This window comes from Clostridioides sp. ZZV14-6150 (genome assembly GCF_020657875.1).
Classification (GTDB): domain Bacteria; phylum Bacillota; class Clostridia; order Peptostreptococcales; family Peptostreptococcaceae; genus Clostridioides.
Map to the genome: position 1 here is coordinate 351,781 of NZ_JAGWDA010000001.1, position 21,036 is coordinate 372,816.

Annotated in this window: 16 protein-coding genes and 1 pseudogene; 6 read left to right on the forward strand and 11 right to left on the reverse strand. The window is 27.4% G+C overall.

Annotated elements, in window-relative coordinates; genetic code table 11:
* Positions 1–19: 19 nt before the first annotated feature.
* The 4 genes and pseudogenes from KGF41_RS01585 to KGF41_RS01600 all read left to right on the forward strand — a co-directional run bounded on the left by KGF41_RS01585 (position 20) and on the right by KGF41_RS01600 (position 4,738).
* A pseudogene (locus KGF41_RS01585) lies at positions 20–649 on the forward strand (IS607 family transposase).
* Entirely contained in the window at positions 621–1,751 is a 1,131-nt protein-coding gene (locus tag KGF41_RS01590; RefSeq protein ID WP_227854556.1) for a transposase, read from the forward strand. Before KGF41_RS01585 ends, KGF41_RS01590 begins: the two are co-directional and overlap by 29 nt.
* Before the next feature lie 182 nt (positions 1,752–1,933).
* On the forward strand, positions 1,934–2,572 hold the full coding sequence (gene recX, locus KGF41_RS01595; RefSeq protein ID WP_227432519.1) for a recombination regulator RecX: 639 nt from the start codon (positions 1,934–1,936) through the stop codon (positions 2,570–2,572).
* A gap of 162 nt (positions 2,573–2,734) precedes the next feature.
* Entirely contained in the window at positions 2,735–4,738 is a 2,004-nt protein-coding gene (locus KGF41_RS01600; RefSeq protein ID WP_227828157.1) for an alpha-amylase family glycosyl hydrolase, read from the forward strand.
* A 101-nt stretch (positions 4,739–4,839) separates the two neighbouring features.
* Here the strand turns inward: KGF41_RS01600 and KGF41_RS01605 are convergent, their stop codons facing one another.
* The 10 genes from KGF41_RS01605 to KGF41_RS01650 form a co-directional block, all read right to left on the reverse strand.
* On the reverse strand, positions 4,840–5,151 hold the full coding sequence (locus tag KGF41_RS01605; RefSeq protein WP_227828156.1) for an antibiotic biosynthesis monooxygenase: 312 nt from the start codon (positions 5,149–5,151) through the stop codon (positions 4,840–4,842).
* A gap of 78 nt (positions 5,152–5,229) precedes the next feature.
* On the reverse strand, positions 5,230–6,048 hold the full coding sequence (locus KGF41_RS01610; protein WP_227828155.1) for a helix-turn-helix domain-containing protein: 819 nt from the start codon (positions 6,046–6,048) through the stop codon (positions 5,230–5,232).
* Positions 6,049–6,147: 99 nt separating this feature from the next.
* Positions 6,148–6,672 (reverse strand): ECF transporter S component, encoded by a 525-nt coding sequence (locus KGF41_RS01615; RefSeq protein ID WP_227828154.1) that lies wholly within the window; start codon positions 6,670–6,672, stop codon positions 6,148–6,150.
* A 25-nt stretch (positions 6,673–6,697) separates the two neighbouring features.
* Positions 6,698–7,840, reverse strand: a complete 1,143-nt coding sequence (locus KGF41_RS01620) for a pyridoxal-phosphate-dependent aminotransferase family protein (RefSeq protein WP_227856285.1) — start codon at positions 7,838–7,840, stop codon at positions 6,698–6,700.
* Between the two features lie 386 nt (positions 7,841–8,226).
* Positions 8,227–10,611: an FtsX-like permease family protein gene (locus KGF41_RS01625; RefSeq protein WP_227856286.1), complete on the reverse strand. Its 2,385-nt coding sequence runs from the start codon at positions 10,609–10,611 to the stop codon at positions 8,227–8,229.
* Positions 10,604–11,287 carry an ABC transporter ATP-binding protein gene (locus tag KGF41_RS01630; RefSeq protein ID WP_227828151.1) on the reverse strand — a complete coding sequence of 228 codons (684 nt, stop codon included), beginning with the start codon at positions 11,285–11,287 and terminating at the stop codon, positions 10,604–10,606. Before KGF41_RS01630 ends, KGF41_RS01625 begins: the two co-directional genes overlap by 8 nt.
* Positions 11,288–11,402: 115 nt before the next feature.
* Complete coding sequence (locus tag KGF41_RS01635) at positions 11,403–12,713, reverse strand: sensor histidine kinase (RefSeq protein ID WP_227856287.1); 1,311 nt, start codon at positions 12,711–12,713, stop codon at positions 11,403–11,405.
* Complete coding sequence (locus KGF41_RS01640; RefSeq protein WP_227828149.1) at positions 12,707–13,414, reverse strand: response regulator transcription factor; 708 nt, start codon at positions 13,412–13,414, stop codon at positions 12,707–12,709. Before KGF41_RS01640 ends, KGF41_RS01635 begins: the two co-directional genes overlap by 7 nt.
* A gap of 327 nt (positions 13,415–13,741) precedes the next feature.
* The gene (locus KGF41_RS01645; RefSeq protein ID WP_227856288.1) at positions 13,742–15,586 is read right to left on the reverse strand and encodes a bifunctional metallophosphatase/5'-nucleotidase; all 1,845 of its coding nucleotides are present in this window, start codon (positions 15,584–15,586) and stop codon (positions 13,742–13,744) included.
* 210 nt (positions 15,587–15,796) lie between these two features.
* A complete protein-coding gene (locus tag KGF41_RS01650) occupies positions 15,797–16,681 on the reverse strand; it encodes a DUF4846 domain-containing protein (RefSeq protein ID WP_227856289.1) in 885 nt (294 codons plus the stop codon).
* 206 nt (positions 16,682–16,887) lie between these two features.
* On the opposite strand from KGF41_RS01650, the gene KGF41_RS01655 reads away from it, so the two are divergent.
* Entirely contained in the window at positions 16,888–17,805 is a 918-nt protein-coding gene (locus tag KGF41_RS01655) for a ribonuclease Z (protein WP_227839411.1), read from the forward strand.
* Between the two features lie 159 nt (positions 17,806–17,964).
* On the opposite strand, the gene KGF41_RS01660 is transcribed toward KGF41_RS01655, so the two are convergent.
* Positions 17,965–19,299 (reverse strand): CoA-disulfide reductase, encoded by a 1,335-nt coding sequence (locus KGF41_RS01660; protein ID WP_227839412.1) that lies wholly within the window; start codon positions 19,297–19,299, stop codon positions 17,965–17,967.
* A 339-nt stretch (positions 19,300–19,638) separates the two neighbouring features.
* Here KGF41_RS01660 and KGF41_RS01665 point away from each other — a divergent pair, with 339 nt between their 5' ends.
* Complete coding sequence (locus tag KGF41_RS01665) at positions 19,639–21,027, forward strand: cation:dicarboxylate symporter family transporter (RefSeq protein ID WP_227842097.1); 1,389 nt, start codon at positions 19,639–19,641, stop codon at positions 21,025–21,027.
* Positions 21,028–21,036 lie beyond the last annotated feature (9 nt).

Consider the following 21,036-nt stretch of genomic DNA (forward strand, 5'->3'; position numbering starts at 1 on the left):
ATAGTCAAGAGGTGATTATATGAAAAACAATAACTATAAACCAAAAAAGTTTGCAGAGTTAATTAATATTTCAGTCAGAACTCTGCAACGTTGGGATGTTGAAGGGAAGTTAAAGGCTTTTAAAACTCCAACAGATAGAAGATACTATACTTATGAACAATATTTAGAATATAAAGGAATACATAAAGAACAGGTAAATAGAAAAATTGTTATTTATACAAGAACTTCAACTTCTAATCAAAAAGATGATTTGAAAAATCAAGTGGAGTTTCTTAGACAATATGCAAATGCTAAAGGAATAATAGTAGATGAAGTTATTGAAGATTGTGGAAATGGACTAAATTATAATCGTAAAAAGTGGAATAAACTAATTGATAGTTGTATGACTAATGAGGTAAATACGATTATTGTAACTCATAAAGATAGATTCATTCGATTTGGATATGAATGGTTTGAGAGATTTTTAGGTAAATTCAATGTAGATATTATAGTTGTAAATAATTAAAGTCTTTCACCACAAGAAGAATTAGTTCAAGATATAATATCAATACTTCATAGTTTTAGTTGTCGCATATATGGATTAAGAAAATACAAGAAAAAGATTAGAGAGGATGAAGAAGTTGAAAAGAGCATACAAAATAGAAATTAATCCTACTACTGAACAAAAATCTAAAATACATCAAACGATTGGTGTTAGTAGATTTATATATAACTTCTATATTGCTCACAATAAAGAAGTTTATGAGAGTAAAGGTAAATTTATAAGCGGTATGGATTTTTCTAAATGGTTAAACAATGAATATATTCCTAATAATCAAGATATGAAATGGATTAAAGATGTATCTTCTAAGGCTACAAAACAAGCTATTATGAATGGAGATAAAGCCTTTAAAGATTTCTTTAAAAAAACTAAAAGTTTTCCTAAATTCAAGAAAAAGAATAACAAAACTGATTGGACTATTGAAAGGCATAGGGTCAAAATACCTACTCTTGGTTGGGTAAGACTAAAAGAATTTGGATATATACCAACAAATTCAATAGTTAAAAGTGGTACAGTAAGTCAAAAATCTAATAGATACTATGTATCTATATTAGTTGAGGAAGATGATATTCAAGTATCTAAATGTACTAATGAAGGAATAGGTATTGACTTAGGAATTAAAGATTTTGCAATATGTTCAAATGGAAGTAAATTTAAAAATATAAATAAGACTTCAACTATCAAAAAAGTTGAAAAGAAATTAAAAAGAGAGCAAAGAAAACTTTCAAGAAAATATGAGAGTTTAAAAGTAAGAAATAAAAATATAAAAGAAGGAGTAGCTACTCGTCAAAATATCCAAAAACAGATAGCCAAAGTACAAAAAATTCATCAAAGATTAGCTAATATAAGAACTGATTATATTAATAAAACAGTATTTCAGGTAACAGAGCAAAAGCCAAGCTATATAACTATTGAAGATTTAAATGTTAGTGGAATGATGAAGAATAAGCATTTATCAAAGGCTATATCAAGTCAAAAGTTCTTTGAATTTAGAACTAAACTAACTGCTAAGTGCAAACAAAATAATATAGAACTTAGAGTAGCTGATAGATGGTATCCATCATCAAAGACTTGTAGCCAATGTGGAGAGGTTAATAAAGGTTTAAAACTTAAAGATAGAGTGTACAAATGTGAATGTGGATTATCTATTGATAGAGATTTAAATGCAAGTCTTAATCTTAAAAATGCTAAAAAATATAAGATAGCTTAAAATCAAAGTGATTCGCCCACACGTGGCTTAAAAGTACTTATATATGTACGGAGGGCTAACTTCGGAATTTAAGCCTTTGGAGAACTATACCAAATCGTAGTAGCTTAGGCAAGGCGAGGTTCAGTGAAGAAGGAAAAATCTCGATATGGATATATTTGACCATATTTTGAGTAGCAGGAATTATGAGTATAATTACAAAAATAGAACAACAAAAAAGAAATGATGATAGAGTAAATATTTATGTTGATGATAAATTTTTTATTGCTATATTTAAAGAACTTGTTTATACATTTAATTTAAAAAAAGGAAATGAAGTAAATGAAGAGGAATTAAAATCTATTTTAGATGATGAGATGTATATAAAAGCTAAAAATAAAGCATTAAATATTTTATCTCGTGCTGACCAGTCTGAAAAAAAAATGAAAGAAAAACTATCAGCAGATTTTGAGGAAGATACAATTGATAGAGTTATAGATTTTCTTAAAAATTATAATCTTGTAAATGACAATATATTAGCTCAGAAAATAGTTAATACCAACGTTAATTTAAACAAATGTGGTAAAAACAGAATTAAACAAAATTTATACAATAAAGGTATTGAGAGAAGTGCAATTGATGAAGCAGTATCAGAATTAGACAAAGATACTGAATTTGAAAATGCCATGTATCTAGCAAAAAAAAGATATGAGAGAGTAAAAAAAGAAGATAAAAAGAAAATATATCAAAAAATTTCTCAACATCTTTCCTATAAAGGCTTTGATTATGATATTATTAAAAGAGTTTTAAATAAACTTTTAAATTTTGATGAATCTGATATATAAGTATATTTTTAAATATACTAAGGAGGTAAATTATGAAACTAATTATTGGTGGTTTAAGCTTTTTATTAGGATTATATAATATATATCAATTATATAGAGAAGATAGTATGAGATAAGTATTATTTTATTAAAATATAATATTTATTATGGAGGGGAAATCAAATGAAAAGTCAAAAAAGATTTAAAATTTTAGATGTTGATATTTACCTACAACCATTCGAGTCTGACATAAAAAAAAGAATGAAACACTATGAAGATGTAAAAGCAAAAATATTAACTAACTGTGAAAATTTTAGTTCTTTTGCAAATGGTCATCTTTATTATGGATTCCATCAAACAAATGATGGATGGTTTTATAGAGAGTGGGCTCCAAATGCAGATAGTTTATCATTAATTGGTGACTTTAATAATTGGAGTAGAAAATCCCATCCTCTAAAAAAAATAGATTCTGGTAATTGGGAAATTTTCATACCTGATAAAAACAGCTTACCTCATAAATCCGAGGTGAAGGTACAGGTCACTGCAAATGGTGAAATATTTGACCGTATACCATTATACATAAAGAGGGTAATACAAAAAGATTCTGGTAACTTTAATGGGCAGATATGGCAACCAAAAACTCGATTTAGTTGGACTGATAATGAATTTGACTTAAAAAACATAACTTCTCCTTTAATCTACGAATGTCACATAGGTATGGCTACTGAAAAAGAATCTATTGGAACTTATAATGAATTTACTGAAAACATACTTCCTAGGATAAAGAAAGCTGGATACAATACTATTCAACTTATGGCTATCATGGAACATCCATATTATGCTTCTTTTGGATACCAAGTTTCAAACTTTTATGCAATTTCATCTAGGTTTGGTACACCTGAAGACTTAAAAAATCTTATAAATACGGCTCATTCAATGGGAATTGCTGTTTTGTTAGATTTAGTTCACTCTCATGCTGTAAAAAATACTTTAGAGGGAATAAATGAATTTGATGGAAGTGAGCATCAATTTTTCCATTCAGGTTCAAAAGGTAATCACCCTGCTTGGGGAACAAAGCTCTTTAACTACGGTAAACCTGAGGTAATTCATTTTTTACTTTCAAATATAAAATTTTGGCTAAATGAGTATCATTTTGATGGTTTTAGATTTGATGGTGTAACCTCAATGCTATATCATAACCATGGTCTTGGAGTTTCATTTGACAGCTATAAAAAGTATTTCAGTACAAACACAGATATGGAAGCTATAACATACCTTCAATTTGCAAATGAACTAATAAAAGAAATCAAACCTAATTCAATAAGCATTGCAGAAGATATGAGTGGAATGCCTGGAATGTGTATACCTATAAGAGATGGTGGAATTGGCTTTGACTATAGATTAGCAATGGGAGTACCTGATTTTTGGATAAAGACTATTTCAAATTCTTATGATGAAAATTGGGATTTAGGCAAAATGTGGCACGAGCTTACTACTAGACGCCCTGGTGAAAAAAACATTGGATATTGTGAATCTCATGACCAAGCATTAGTTGGTGACAAGACAATTATATTTTGGTTAGCAGATAAAGAAATGTACTGGAATATGGAAATAAACTCAAATAATCATATTATTAATAGAGCTATGGCTCTAAACAAACTAATTAAATTAGCAACATTTTCTCTAGCTGGTGAAGGATACCTAAATTTTATGGGAAATGAATTTGGACACCCTGAATGGATTGATTTTCCACGTGAAGGAAACAATTGGAGTTATAAATATGCTAGAAGACAATGGAGTCTTTCAGAAAATGATAACTTAAAATATAAACAACTATTAAACTTTGATAAATCTATGCTTGAACTTACAAAATACAGTGATATTTTTACACAGAATAGCTATGAACTTGTACATATGGATAATGAGAAAAAACTTTTAGTATACAGTAAGGATAAATATTTATTTATATTTAATTTTCATCCTAATCTGATGCAATCAGTAGACATATCAAAGTTCCAAGACAAAAAATACAAGACAGTATTAAGTACTGATATGATAGAATTTGGAGGAAAAACAAGACCAGAAAACTTAATAGACTACGATATCTATTTTACTTCTACTCCTCCATCTTCTAAAATACCTATTGCATCTCGCACAGCAATAGTACTTTTAAATAATACTATCTAGATAAATAACTACTAAAAGCCAAATAACAATTTTGATTTTGATACAAAACGTTATTTGGCTAATTTATTTTCTTGCTACTTAATTATTTTTTACATCTGACATTATAACTTCCAATTTTTAATTTGTGGCATTATATTCATCTTAACAGTCTGTGTCTTTAAAGCATTTCTAAATTTTTCAGTAGATATATTTTTAAACATTTTACTAGAAGCACTTTTAAGATTTTCCATAGAATCCCAGTGTTGTATCATAATCCATTTTTGATTTTTTTCGTCATATAAAAGCTCAGTATCAATAAATCCCGATTGAACAGAGTGAAAATTTATTTCTAAATCATTTACAATCTCTACAAATGCATCTTTTGATAAATGCTCTTCCACATTAAATTCTACTATTTCTGTAATAATTTTCATATACAAACCCTCCAATTTATATTTCTTACATCATAACAAGAAGTAAATTAAAGGTATTGTAAAAAATCGACAATATAATTATAAATAGTTATACTTTGTATTTTCTTTAATAGTTTTATGCTCATTAATAAATTTAATTGGCGATACTCCTGAAAACTGTTTAAATTCTTTAATAAAATGAGCTTGGTCATAATATTCATTTTCATAAATCAGGTCAATTAAGTCATTATTTTTAGAGTTATAAATGAGCTGATTGCTTGCCATTTTAAATCTATATATTTTCCTTAGTGTTTTAGGTGTATATCCAGTATATTTTAAACAAGCTCTTTCTAACGTTTTAATATTTATGTTCATATCATCACAAAACAATTTTATAGTGCTATATTGATTATTATATATAAATAAATCCAGAAGATTTACCATCTTATTTGCAACTAAATCTTCATCTAGTACAGATACTAATATTTTTTCTAAATGTAAAACTATATCTTCTATTGATGATATTTGATTTAATGTACTTTCCAATTTCCCAACAAAACCTTCTGATACTTGTTTTAAATCAACAATTTGACTCTTAAACTCTGAAATTGGTATCTTTAAAAATGGATAAAGCCCAAATGGATAAAAAGAAATACCCATAACACGTATATTTCCACGTTGAATAACAAATCCATGTTTATCTCTTATTCCATTAAAATGTATATTACTTGCATTATAATTTTTATTTTCAATCTTATATTCCATAACATCAGAAAGATTAATGATAATATCTACACTATCTGTAGGCAATAACTTATTATTTAGCAATATATTTGATTTTGTCTCAAGATACCAAATAAACTTTACCCAGGGTTTTAAACGAGCATTTCTAACTGCATACCTTGTAACTGATAACATCGTAATTAACCTCTATCCTAAATTTTTTTATCATTATATACTCTATCTTAATATTATACAATATAATTTATCCTATCAAAAACTTAATCTATTCTATATCTATCTTATACATTTTTTTAATGCTTTAGAAATAGGAAGTGCTATTATAAGACCTATTAATACCTGCATTAAATTGCCTGGTATTGAAGTAAGTGGAGTTATAAAATTACCATAAAGTATAACCTCTGTTACATAATATCCAAACAACATCCAAATTGATGAAACTACTACTCCTATTACATTAATCAAAAAATTTTCTCCATTCTTGCCATTTGCCCATACAATCTTTCCAAGTAAATACCCCATGACACCTCTGACTATAAATGTAAATGGAGCCCATAGAGTCCACCCAGATATCAAATCAAAGAGAGCCATCCCAATAGCACCAGATAAAGCACCTTTTTTACTTCCAAATACTATTGCTGATATAAATAACATTGCTGTTCCTAAATGTACAAGACCTCCATTTATAGATATTGGCAATCTTATATTTATAAATTTAGTTGCAACAAATACCAACGCTATTAATAGTGAAGTTTCCACCAAATCTTTTGTTGTAAACTTCTGTTTAGCTGTAGCTTCCATACCGTATCCCCCTTTTATATTGTGACTAAAAATAATATTTATTAAATAAATCTATTAAACTTCCATTTGCATCAAATTCTAGTTCTTTTAAACTTTTATCTAATACATTTAATATGTGAACTATTTTATCAAGATTAGCATTTTCCCCCATATGACCTATTCTCAAAATAGTATCCATATATTGATTTAACGATGTTGCAACAAGTGTATTGTAATTTTTAAGCATATAATCAGTAAGTTTTAATGCTCCTATACTTTCAGGTATTTTTATTGCTGTCACTGTATTAGAATATCCTTCTTCTAAAAATAATTCTAAACCATATTCCTTAACAGCTTGTCTTACACTAGAAGCTATTTTCTCATGTCTACTTAATACCTTTTCTACACCCTCTTCTAGTATATTGTCTAATGCTCTATCAAGACCCATTATGTCACTTATTGGCATTGTATAAGGGAAATATTTTTTTTCATAATATCCTTCCCATATACTTAAATTACAATAAAAACCTACTATGTCTGTTTTTCTATTTTTTATACAATTCTTTGCATCTTGACTTATACCAACTATAGTAAGACCCGCAGGTGCAGAAATAGCTTTTTGAGAACCTCCTAATATTACATCTATTTTAGATTCATCTACATTTAACCTTTCTCCCACCATACCTGCTATAGAATCAACTACAGTTAAGATTCCATATTCCTTCAATAGTGGACATATCTTACTTACATCATTTAATACACCTGTTGGAGTATCACAATGAACCACTGTTGCATATTTAAAATCATTATCCTTTTCTAAAAACTTTCTTAGCTCATCAACATCTATACTTTTTGTATATTCACTTGAAAAAAGCACATACTCCCCACCATACATATTTACAAAGTCTTTAAATCCCTCTCCATATATACCATTGTCAATTACAAGAACCCTATCATCCTTCTCAGTCAGTGATGCACAAGCTGCTTCAAGTCCCAATATTCCTTCACCACTTAATATGTAAATATCGTTCTTTGTACCAACTATATTTCCAAATTTTTCACATGTCTTCTTATAAAATTCAACAAAATCAACATCTATATCTGGGTTAGTTGTTTTCTCTGCTCTTATTAATCTTACATTTTCTCTAGTTTCTGTTGGTCCTGGTGCATAATTGATTTTATTATTCATATATATCAGCTCCTTTTTATTTTCTATACGATTATTATACAAAATTTTCATTTTTTATGGTACAATTTTAAGTTTTTTTAAAATTGTACCGATACATTTTTTCTAATAACAATCTTCTGAATATTAAACATACTCTTATTTACTACTTAAATCTATACATTTTTTCTGATAACAATCTTCTGAACATTAAACACACTATCACTTACCACTTAAATTGATAAGTTATATTGATAAGAATTTTATAACAATAAAAACGACAAAAAACAGGACATATGAACATTTAAGCCACTTGCCCTGTATTTGTATATATTATCAACCTAATTTAATTCTATTTTTATATTTTCTCTAATTCTGTTTAAAAATTAAATATAGCTTTCTATACATTTTTATTCACTATATCTTACTCTATCAATAAGAGATTCTTTGTTAAAACTTCTTCCTATTAAGTAAGTTGTTATAAATTGAGCTATAAGGATAAATACAACCATAAATAAAATTGGTACTATTGGTAAAGCGTATGTTGCATATGATAATCCAGTTTTTCTTAAAAATACAACTGCAAAGTATCCTAACGTACCTCCAAAGACGATACTTCCTATCATCATTCTAGAAGTGTAATATATAGCTTCTGAATTAAGCATTTTTACTAATTGCTTATTAGTAAGTCCAATTGCTTGAAGCATTCCAAGTTCTTTTTTTCTAGTAACTATACTAGTTATCATTGTATTTACAAGATTCATAAATCCAATAACACCTATTATACCAGTTAAAGTATAGCCCATTATTTTTATAAATGAGATTGTAGCCTTATTTGATTCGATTCTACTATCTATAAAATCCGTTTCTAAATATCCGTTAGATTTAGCAATTTTCTTTATAGTGTCTTTAACTTCTTGATACTTTCCTTCTTCAGTATATATTCCAATGGTACTTGTTGTATCATATTTCAAAGTTCTATCTATAAAATCTTTTCCTATCCCAAAACTTGGAGTTCCCATAGCTATTGCTTGAACTTTAAATTCTTTTTTTATCTCTTTATCTCCATCATATAGAGTTAATTTTATTTTATCTCCAGCCTTTACACCCATTTCTTTTGCTGTATCAAGGTGAGTAATGACTATTTCATCTCCTGTTTGTAACCTTTCAAAATTTATTTTTCCATCTATTAGATTCTTATTTAATGAATTCACATCATTTTCGTTTATGCTCTGTAAAAGGTCATGTTCAAATTCAACATTATAATCTTCCATTCCAATTTTTACAGAGTTTCCTAATTCAGTTTTTTTGACTCCTTCTATACTCTTTATTTGATTTAAAAAATCTTTACCTAATGGATTATTCATTTGTAGAATATTCAAATTATTTTCAGGATTCTTGTTGCTATTCATTTCATATCCAGTAAATCTAACTTCTATATCATAAGGGAAATGCTCTCTAGCCATCTTCTCAGCGTTAAAACTTTCTAAAGCAGTCGATACTGTTATAAATATAGTTCCACTTAATATAAGAGATGTCAATGTCATATAAGTACGCTTTTTATTTCTTTCTAAATTCGCTTTTGATAAGTTCTTTAAATTTATATTTTTATGCCCTTTTCTATTCTTTTTACCACTTATTTCATTTCCAGTATATCTTACTGCATCAACTATAGATACTTTTGAAGCTACTTTCATTGGTTTCAAAAGTGATAAAACAACAGACATAAAACTTATTACCACAACTAATAATAACACTGGTAATTGTGATGATTTTACATCTACATCCATAAATGATTTTATTATAATATTTGCAAGTGCATAGCCTAAAATTGTTCCTACTGGTATTGCTATCCCAGCTAATATAAACCCTTCCTTAAACACTATCGCTTTTACTTGTTTTTTAGTTGCACCAATTGCTCTAAGTTTTCCAAATTCTTGAACTTTGGTAACTATTGAGATGTAAAATATATTATATATTACCAAAATACTAGATAATACAATTACTAAGCCTATAAAAACTCCACCCATAATTGTTTCCATATCTGGTTTTAAAGCATTTATATAATTTTCATTTACAAGTACATTATTAGTATCTAATCCTATATCATTAGCAATCTTATTTAATTTTTCTTTTGCCTGTTCTATAGATAAATCGCTCTTATCTTTTAGTCTAACATATATATTGAAATCTTCTTGTGACATATCTCTAGTATTTTTCATATATGTTTCTGATATAATAGCAGAATAATACTTTCCTGCTTCATATATTTCACTAGTTTCTAAGATTCCAGTTATTATAAATTCTTTTTCCATTCTTTTGTCGCTTTTATAATCATCATAAGGTATTTTTATTTTTTCACCTAATTTTTGACCATGACCTAATGCTTTTAAAGCTCCACTATCTAGTACTATTTCATTTTCTTTTGTTGGTAATTTTCCTTTTATAAATTCAAAATTATTTAATTTTAAACCCTCTTCATTCATATATGATAATGAAATAGTTGTATCATCTTCTAGTTTCTCAACACCAACTCCATTCATTTTTCCAGTTAGTTCAATATCTGCATGATTACTTAATATTTCAGCTTGTTTTTCATTTACATTTGCTAATACTCCTTGATAATTGCCTGAATACTTTATTGTATTTTCCTTTTGATATTCTCTTGTATCGACAATATAAATACCTATAGATGAAAGCATCAATGTTGAAAGTATTATAGTGATTATTATTAATATACTTTTTGATTTATTTTGTTTTACATTATTTTTTGCTATTTTAGTAGTATTAATCATTTTTGTCACCAACCTTTGATACCTTGCCGTCCTCTATAAATATAACTCTATCAGCCATTTGAGCTATACTATCATCATGAGTTATCATAACTAAAGTTTGACTATATTTCTTAGACATGGACTTTAGTATACTCATAACTTCATCTGATGTTTTAGAATCTAAGTTTCCAGTCGGTTCATCAGCAAGTATTATAGCTGGTCTTGTTGCCAAAGCTCTTGCTATTGCTACTCTTTGTTGTTGACCTCCTGATAATGTATTTGGTAAAACATCATGTTTATTTTCAAGTCCCAAAGATTTTAAAAGGTCTCTTATAAAGTTTTCATCCACAGCTCTTCCATCTAGACCTATTGGTAATACTACATTTTCCCACACATTAAGAGATGGAATCAAATTGTAACTTTGAAATATAAAGCCTATTTTTCTTCTTCTAAATACGGCAAGTTCTTCTTCTTTCAATGTAAATATGTTTTTATTATCAATGTATACCTTGCCAGATGTAGGTATATCAAGACCACCTATCATATGTAATAATGTACTTTTTCCAGAACCAGATTTACCTATTATAGCTACAAATTCACCTTCATTTATTTCTAAATTTACATCATCTAAAGCTTTTACTAGGCTTTCTCCTTTTCCATAATGTTTTGATAAACTTTCAGTATATAATATTTTCATAAAATTATCCCCTCACTCTAAGTTATGTTGCTCCTTAATCATTTACTTTTAATTTGTGGAGCTGTTTATACTTATATAATATATGTAGAGGATTACATTCTCCTTTCAGGAAACATTACATAGTTGTAAGAAACAAAGAAAATTTACTTCCTTTTCCTAGGTTAGAAGATACCATAATATTACCACCTTGTTCTTCTAAAATTTTTCTACTTAAATACAATCCTACACCACTACCTTCTATAGATTCAATTTCTTCATCTATTCCTCTATAAAAACGTTTAAATATATTATTAAATTCGTTTTTTGCAATTCCTCTACCATTATCCTCTATTATGATTTTAAAATAGTTTACAGTCTCTTCTATAGATATATTTACTTCTCCATTTCTTTCTGTATACTTAACAGCATTATCTAATACATTAAAAATACTTTCCTCAGTCCATTTTTTATCATGAGGTATAATTCTACTATTAAATTCATTTAATTTTAATGTTATATTTTTACTTTTTGCTTTAGGAGTTACACTTTCTATAGCATTTAAAATAGTACTTTTTATGTCATTATCTTCTTTTTTTATGCTTATCATACTAATCTCTAGCCTTGATATGTTGACTAAAGAATTTATTAAGTTTTCCAATTTATTTATAGAATTTTTATTAGTCAATAAAAACTCCTGTGCTTCATCTTCGTCTAAATCTTCTTCTATAAGTAATGTATTGTATAATTTTAATGATGCTAAAGGAGTTTTTAATTGGTGGGAAATATCTGTTACCAATGATTTTACACTTTCTTTCTCTTTTTCTAATTTAATAAACTTTATCTTTAAGCTCCTATTTAACTCATACAGACAGTTGTTAATCTTACTAAATGTACCCTCTTTAAAATACTCATTGTATTCTACTAAATATCCAAAACTATCTAACTTGGTACCTTCTTTTAAATAATTTTCTTGTGACATTTGCTCCACTATAAAATAAATCTTGCTTAATCTTTTGTTTATAAATCTTATAAAATAATATATTATTCCTGTAACAGCTATAAACATCATTAAAAAAACAAAAATTGATTCTTTAAAAAAAGATTTTAAATATATGCCAAAGTTTTTATCATTTGACATTTTATTTTCTAGCCCATATCCGAATTTTTCAAGTGCTTTTTCTCCAACCTCTGCCTTGCTATAGTCAAAATTATAAATAGACTTTATTATATCTACCTCATCATCTGGATATTTTTCAATCAACATACCTGCAATACTTTGAGTATTTTTTATTTGATATTCATATAAGTCATATAGTCTATTGTATTCAAAAAATATAAATACAAGTGTTACTACAAGCATAGATAAAATAGAATATATAACAACCTTTTTCATTATATAATCTTCTTTAATGCTCAAATTATCTTTGATATTTATATCTTTTAACATTTTTTTATACTCCTTTCTCCCCATATATATCCCACTCCTCTTACTGTTTTTATATACTTAGGTTCAGAAGGATTTTTTTCTACTTTTTGTCTAAGTCTTCTTATATTTACTGCGACTGTATTATCATCTACAAAATTACCACTACTATCCCATAAAGATTCTAATAGTTGTTCTTTAGTCAAAGCTTGCATTGAATTTTCCATCAAATATCTTAATAGTTTAGTTTCTGTTTTACTTAAAATTATTTCTTCTTCTTTGTCATCATTTTTTATAACCAATTTATTTTCTATATAATAAAAAAACAAATCATCACAAACCAATAAAGTATAATTCTTTACTGTGTTTACCCTTTTCATAAATGCATTTACTTTTGAGATTAACACCATCAAACTAAATGGCTTTGTAATATAATCATCTGCTCCTAAATCATAACCTGTAACAATATCCACTTCTTCATCAAGCGCTGTAAGCATTATTATGTAAACATCACTTTTCTTTCTAATCTCCTCACAAAAATCAAACCCACTTCCATCTGGTAGACCTATATCAGAAATAATTAAATTTATATCCTCCTTAAAAAAAATACCTCTTGCCTCTTCTATACTAAATGTATTAAAAACATTGTATCCTTCTTTTTTTAATTTAAAGCTAATCCCTCTATTTAAAGATTTATCATCTTCTAAAAGTAATATATTATTCATGCTTTTCCCCTCCATTATTATGTATACTAGCTAAATTATATCATACTAACTAAGCCATTTTATTTGACAATTTATAAATATTTTTTAATCACCAAGAAGATTTTACACACTTAGATAATAAAATAAACATACCAATAATAAGTTAATAATATATTTATTTTTAATCAAGAGTACAATTATTGATTGGATATTACTATACTAAATATAAAAAAACAAAGATAATCCAGTATTCAAACATCCAATTACCTTTGCTTAAGTTTATATTTTATCTAAGACTCAATATCTATTTATTAATAAATAGATATTGAGTCTATTTTATTATTTATTTCATTTTAATTTTTTCTTTTTTAAATTTATCTGGTTAGTGTTAAATAAGTAAATTAAAACACTTGAAGCTGCAAATATAAACATACTATCTTTTATACCTAAATCGCCTGTTTTAGGAGATTTCTCTTTAATTTCTGCTTTGGATGCTTTTACATTAGAACTTTCTCTAACTTTCATTTTATCTAAATTTTTACGTTTATTCTCATTCGAGTTTTTAGTATCCTCATTATTTATACTGTCTTCACTATCATTTAAATTGTCTTCATCACCATTTAATACTAAGTTACTCTCATTACTTTTAATTATCAATTCTTCCTTGGTTTTAATGCTAATTCTTCCATCTACACTCTTACAGATTTCTTTTTTATACTCTATATACTCAATTACTGCGCTTTCTAAACTTCCAAAATCTTTTAACATTGGCTCTTTTGATAAACAAGGAAATTCATCTCCACCTAGTGCTATATAATCATTAGTTGCAACTGTATACTCTTTATTCATGTCTAGAGATTTTCCATCTTTCATAATACCAGTTATTTTTTCTCCTTCTTTCTGCTTTGGGTCAAAATAGTATGAGATTCCACCCACTTGTAAAAAGGCTGAATTTTTTTCTGGATAAAGTTTTACTCCATGTTCTAAAACACTTTTAATTTGTTCTCCTGTAAGTTTTTTAGTAACTATAGTGTTGCTAAAAGGGAATACATCTGCAATACTTCCTATTGTTATATCCCCTTTTTCAATTGTATCTCTTATATTCCCCCCGTTAAATAGCGAAATATCTGCTTTAGTTTTATCTAATAAGATATCACTTATTAAATTTCCTAGATTCGTTTCTTTTGTCCTTACATTTTCATATGAGCCATCTAGAGTATTTTTTGTTACTCCTATCACTTTATCTAAAACTTTTTCCTGCTGTTTCTTTATTTCACCAATCTTTTCACTTACGTTAGAATCAAGCTTATACTCTAATGCTTCTTCTTTTTCAATTAATCTTGCTGATTTATTTTCTATTTTTATATGCTCTGTATCATTAGTATCCAATGTTAACTTTACTTCACCAATATGTTCTAGGTATTGCCCTGTACTTACAATCAGTGTATCACCAACCTGTTTACCATTTTCAAACTTAGTATGGCTATGACCATCAATAATTAAATCAATACCATTAACTTTATTTGCGATATCTATACTATTTGGCTTACTTAAACTATTAGTTCCAATATGTGATATTGCAACTATTACATCAGCTCCTTTTCTTTTTAATTCATTTACTTGCTCTTTTGCACTTTCTATAGGATTTCTAAACTCTAATCCTTCTACATTTTTAGAGCCTGTCTTACTTTTTGTTTCTTGAGTTGTAAGCCCAAAAAATCCTATTTTTATACCATCTATTTCTTTTATATCATTACTGTCAAATATGTTCTTATCATCTTCAAATATATTTGATGCTAAAAATTTTAAAGTTTTATCTCCTGAATTAGCAATTTTGGATAGCTCTAATAATCTATCCTTTCCATAATTGAAGTCATGATTTCCTGGAGTAATATAGTCATATCCAACACTTTTAATTAATTCAATTGCATCTTCACCTTTATTCATATTTACTATTGGTAACCCATGTAAGCAATCTCCTGCATCTACTAAAATTGAATTTGGAGTTTCCTTTTTTAATGTAGCTAGATTACCTATTTGTATATACTCATCACCTTCAGCATATCTTCCATGTATGTCATTAGTGTGAAAAATAGTTATTTCTTCAAAGCTCTCTAGTCCATAAGAAATAAAACTCTGGCCTGTTGTAATTAGAATTATAATTACTAAAATTAAATATCTTCTAATTTTCAATATAAGTTATCCTCCTAAAATTAGTTTCAGCTTTAAAATAAGACTCTTATTTTAAGATAAAGCTTTTTAGATAAATATTTAAATATACAAAGTTAATCATTTCGATTTTTAATATTTATCTATCAATTTAATTTTGTCCATATCCAACAGGTTTTAATCTAATTACATTTTTTCACACTTATATTTTCCATTTATTTTATATGTATTTTTTTAGAACCTTTTTAGCTGGTCTCTTTTAAAAGTCCATTGAGGAATTGTTAAATCCCCCTCAAAATTCAAGTTATACCAAGGACTTAAATTTGGTTGTTTACGATTAATAAGAAGCTGAGTTTGTTGAGCAGGCATATAACTTTGAGCTATCATAAAGACCTTTTCTCCAGTTTTTTCATTTTCTGCCATATCCATAATTATACTTGCATGTCCTGGACTGCCTCCAACTATAAAAACATCCCCTATTTTCATATCATCAAGTTGTACAGGTTTTAATTCTTTTTCAAGCGATAAAGTACCTGAATAAGCAAATACTATATCCATAAATTTTCTAAAACTCTCATATGATGTTGAATATTCACTTGCTTTATACCAACTTGAACCACTATCTTTTACTGAAATCCTATAACCTTCTGCCCATTTTGAATACTTAGCCTTAAAACCATCCACAAAGTCAAAACTTATTTCATCATATCTCTTATTCTTATACAGGTATTCTGCTCTCATAAGCATAATTGCATCTGCACATTGATGCAAATCTCTATCGCCAATATCGACATCGAATACACTATCATAGATTCCTTTTGATTCCTTAGTCCTACCATCGTAATACTTGACTTTCTCACCATAATTTTTCAACTTAGTATTCCTCAAAAAACTTTCAAAACTACCTTTTTCTACCTCAACCCTTTTAAATCCTTTTGGTGGTTCATACCTATCTTTTAATATATTTTCATCTTTATGTACTACAATAGCTTGCTCTTCTTTTTTAGAACTTTGAATTTTGTTAGAACCTTCAACTGTTTTTTTACTTTCCCCATTACTACATCCAACTAAAGTCAATATTATCAATGATAAAATAGTAATTCTTTTTGACAGTTTCATTAGACTTACCTCCTATAAATTTTTCAAAAATAAATTTAAAGTTATACTTATAGAGTTTTTGTATATTATTATACAAAGTTTCTATTTACTAATATTTCTTGACTCAAATACACATTTATTGTTGTATTTAATGTTAAAATAATTATAATAGGATATCATAATAAAAACAAACAACAGATTTGTGTTAATTTTAGAAAGGGGAAAAAATGATAGATTTAACTTTACTTGGATGTGGTGGAAATGTACCCATGCCACATAGATTTCTATCTTCTGTATTTATGAATTATAAAGGTAGAAAAATACTAATTGACTGTGGTGAAGGCACTCAAGTATCTATGAAGTTGAAAAAATGTGGCTTTAAAGATATAGACTTGATTTGTATAACACATTTACATGGTGACCATATATTTGGACTTTTAGGGCTTCTATCAACGATTGGAAATAGCGGTCGTACAAGTGATTTAACTATAGTTGGCCCTATTGGAATAATTGATTGTATTCGTTCTATGAGAAATTTAGTAGAATATATACCCTATACTTTAAAAATTATAGAAAATCCTCAAGGTAGTTTTTCTTTAGATAATGAGTATTTAAAAAACATAGAGATTTCAACAATCCCTTTAGAACATTCTATAGAGTGTATAGGATATAGTTTTAATTTTAAAAGAAATCCTAAATTTGATATAAATAAAGCAACTCAAAATAAAGTTCCTAAAACAATATGGAAAAAGCTTCAAAATGGTCAAAGTATTGTTTTAGATTCAAAAAAATACACTCCAGACATGGTTTTAGGAGAATCAAGAAAAGGAGTTAAAATAAGTCTTACAACAGACACAAGACCTATAGACTCAATACCTAACTTTATAAAAGATAGTGATTTATTTATATGTGAAGCTATGTATGGTGATGATTTAGATATTTCAAAAGCTGTCAAAAACAAGCATATGACTTTTAGAGAAGCTGCAAATCTTGCAAAACTAGGAAATGTTAAGCAACTTTTATTGACACACTTTAGCCCATCATTAGATATGCCTAATATGTACTTAGAAAATGCTACTAACGTTTTTGAAAATACGATTATTGGTGAAGATAGACTTAGTTTACACTTAAATTTTGATGAATAATTAATTTTATAGCTTTAGTAAAAATTATCCGTAATAAAAATTTAGGAATGAGCTTACCTTAGATAAAATTATTTTAGGGTAAACTCATTCCTTTAGTATTTATTACTATTATTTAATTTATTAATAATTACGTAATTATTAATAATTGCTTAGATAAAATTATTTAGATACATTTCCAGCTACATTTAATACATCCCATGTTCTTGCAAATGGAGGAGCATAACATAAATCTAACATACCAAGTTGACTTGTAGTCATTTTTCCAAAGATAGCAGCTGCTAACACATTAGTTCTTTGAACAGCATCTTTAAAACCAGCTACTTGCCCACCTAAAATAACTTTTGTATCTGCATCATAAATAAGTTTTACATATATTTTATTTCTTCCAGGATAATAATGAGTTTGATTATAATCAGAAATAAATTTGGATTTGAAGTTTAATCCCAAAGCATTAGCTTGTTTCTCTGTAATTCCAGTTGAGGCAGCCTCCATATCCATAACCTTTATACAACTTGAAGATAGAGAACCTTGATAAGAGACTTCTTTACCTGCTAGATTTTCTCCTACTATCCTACCTAATTTATTTGCTCCAGTTGCTAAAGGTATATATGCGTTTTCATTGCTTACTATATTCTTTATAGTCGCACAATCGCCAGCAGAATATATATCTTCAACAGAAGTTCTTCCATATTCATCAACTACTATAGCTCCATTTTTTAATGTTTTTATATTTGTGTTTTGTAAAAATTCCGTGTTCGGTTTTACACCAGTAGCAATTATCACAACATCTGTATCTATTTCACCTTTATTTGTTATTACTTTTTCCACTCTATCTTTTCCAGACAATTCTACAACTATCTCATTCAAATGCAATTTGACATCGTGATTCCTTATTTCATCCTCTAAGACATCTGTAATTTCCTTATCAAATACTTGTGGTAATATTCTCTCTTCCAATTGAACTACTTGTACATCTTTACCCAATTTCTTGCATGCTTCAACTGCTTCTAATCCTATAAATCCAGCACCTATTATAGTTACTTTTTTTATTTCTTTTCCACTTAATAATTTTTTTAGATATTCTCCATCATATAAGCTTTTTAGTGTAGAAACATTTTTTAAATTTATATTTTTTATAGGAGGCATTATGCTTCTTGCCCCAGTTGCTATCATCAATTTATCATAGTAATCTTCGTATATCTCATCTGTTTTTACATTTTTTATTTTTATTTTCTTAGACTCAGTATCAACTGCAATAACTTCTCTAAATATATTTAAATCAATACCAGATTCTCTAAGTTTTTCAGGTGTTCTTGCCAATAAATCATTAGCATCATCAAAAAAACCACCTACAAAATATGGCAATCCACAAGCTCCAAAAGACACTATTTCAGTTTTTTCATAAACTACAACCTCATATTCAGGTTTAATTCTTTTTAATTTCGCTGCAGCACTCATACCAGCTGCAACACCACCAATTATTATTACTCTCATTTTATCTCTCCTTAGACGTCTAATTAATTTCTCTACTTATTTTAAACTTTTCATTTGATATCTATTCTATGTATATATTTTCATGATAATTTTTAGTTATTTTTTTAACATTTTTTTATTTGAAATCAAATTTTATAAAAGTTATTCTTACATCTATTACCCTAATCCAAAGTCTTTAAACATATATTATACCCCATTTCCATCTATTTAATCACATTTTGATAAATTAAATCATTTTATTCTATCTCGGTAAATTGTGATATAATATTGACATTTTTTTAATATATTGATATCATTTAAACTTAGAAAAATTTATTTTTAGACAAAGGAGAAAAAATATTGGAAAGCTCATTCTTATCACAATTTCTTATGATTACAGATTTTAAAACGATTTTTTTCATAGTATTACTTATAGGTATATTTTTTATTGTTAGACAATTTGAAAAGAAAAAAATCAAATTTTCATTGAGAACAATATATGCTACAATAATTGGTCTTATATTAGGAATTATTATTCAAGCTTTTGCTGGTTTTCCTACTGATACAACTCAAATTACTTGGTTGCAAGAAGTAAGCAAATGGTATAGTTTATTTGGTTCTGGATTTATGGACTTATTAAAAATGTTAGTAATACCTTTGGTTTTCTTATCAATTATAAAAGTAATTATTAACATGAAAGATAATAATCTTGGAACTTTAACATTTAAATCTCTAGGAATGCTCCTTATTACTACGGCTATAGCAGCAATTGTTGGAATTGTTGTTGCAAACACAATGAAATTAGGAGTAGGAGCTGATTTATCTAGTTTAGGTGGAAATCAAGAACTTAAGGAAATAAACTCTCTTGTAGATACTTTAAGAGGATTATTGCCATCAAACCCTGTAATGGCTATGGCAAATGGAAATATTGTAGCTACAATAATATTTGCTACATTTATAGGTACCTCAATAAAGAGATTAAGTAAAAAACATTTTGAAACTATAAAGCCATTTATAGATTTTATAGAAGCATCTTACAAAATAATTGTTAGTGTCTCTATGACTGTTATCAAATTTATGCCTTATGCTGTAGTTGCACTACTTGCAAATACAATAACTTCACAAGGTATTAGTTCAATAATTTCTGTTTTATATTTTATATTAGCTCTTTATATATCAGTTGCAATATTATTTGTTATACATTTAATTTTTATAACTTTAAATGGTCTAAATCCTATTACTTATATAAAAAATTCAACTGAAGCTCTACTTCTAGCATTTACTTCACGTTCTAGTTTGGGAACATTGCCTGTTACGATAGAAAGTTTAGTACAAAATCACGGAGTTGATGAGGGTGTATCAAGCTTTACAGCAAGTTTAGGTGCAAATATGGGTATGAATGGTTGTGCTGGCATATATCCTGCTTTAATGGCTGTTACTCTTGCTAATATGGCTGGAGTAAATATGGATATCAGTTTTTATGTTATGCTGTTAATTGTTATAACAATTAGTTCACTTGGGATAGCAGGACTTCCAGGGACTGCTACAATAGCTGTTTCGGTTGTTATTTCTGGAGTAGGTCTTGGTTCTTATTTCCCACTAGTTGGTGGAATACTTGCAATAGACCCTATACTAGATATGGGACGTACAATGATAAATGTCAATGGAGCTATGGTATCTTCAATTACTGTAGGTAAATCACTTGGAAAAGTTGATAAAGAAGTATTCAATAAGAAAAATATTTCTTAAAAGGAATCA

Coding starts and splice junctions, on each gene's coding strand:
- KGF41_RS01605 (WP_227828156.1), bottom strand. CDS start 5,151: ATGAAAATTATTACAGAAATAGTAGAATTTAATGTGGAAGAGCATTTA.
- KGF41_RS01620 (WP_227856285.1), bottom strand. CDS start 7,840: ATGAATAATAAAATCAATTATGCACCAGGACCAACAGAAACTAGAGAA.
- KGF41_RS01625 (WP_227856286.1), bottom strand. CDS start 10,611: ATGATTAATACTACTAAAATAGCAAAAAATAATGTAAAACAAAATAAA.
- recX (WP_227432519.1), top strand. CDS start 1,934: ATGAGTATAATTACAAAAATAGAACAACAAAAAAGAAATGATGATAGA.
- KGF41_RS01635 (WP_227856287.1), bottom strand. CDS start 12,713: ATGTTAAAAGATATAAATATCAAAGATAATTTGAGCATTAAAGAAGAT.
- KGF41_RS01615 (WP_227828154.1), bottom strand. CDS start 6,672: ATGGAAGCTACAGCTAAACAGAAGTTTACAACAAAAGATTTGGTGGAA.
- KGF41_RS01630 (WP_227828151.1), bottom strand. CDS start 11,287: ATGAAAATATTATATACTGAAAGTTTATCAAAACATTATGGAAAAGGA.
- KGF41_RS01640 (WP_227828149.1), bottom strand. CDS start 13,414: ATGAATAATATATTACTTTTAGAAGATGATAAATCTTTAAATAGAGGG.
- KGF41_RS01660 (WP_227839412.1), bottom strand. CDS start 19,299: ATGAGAGTAATAATAATTGGTGGTGTTGCAGCTGGTATGAGTGCTGCA.
- KGF41_RS01650 (WP_227856289.1), bottom strand. CDS start 16,681: ATGAAACTGTCAAAAAGAATTACTATTTTATCATTGATAATATTGACT.
- KGF41_RS01655 (WP_227839411.1), top strand. CDS start 16,888: ATGATAGATTTAACTTTACTTGGATGTGGTGGAAATGTACCCATGCCA.
- KGF41_RS01600 (WP_227828157.1), top strand. CDS start 2,735: ATGAAAAGTCAAAAAAGATTTAAAATTTTAGATGTTGATATTTACCTA.
- KGF41_RS01610 (WP_227828155.1), bottom strand. CDS start 6,048: ATGTTATCAGTTACAAGGTATGCAGTTAGAAATGCTCGTTTAAAACCC.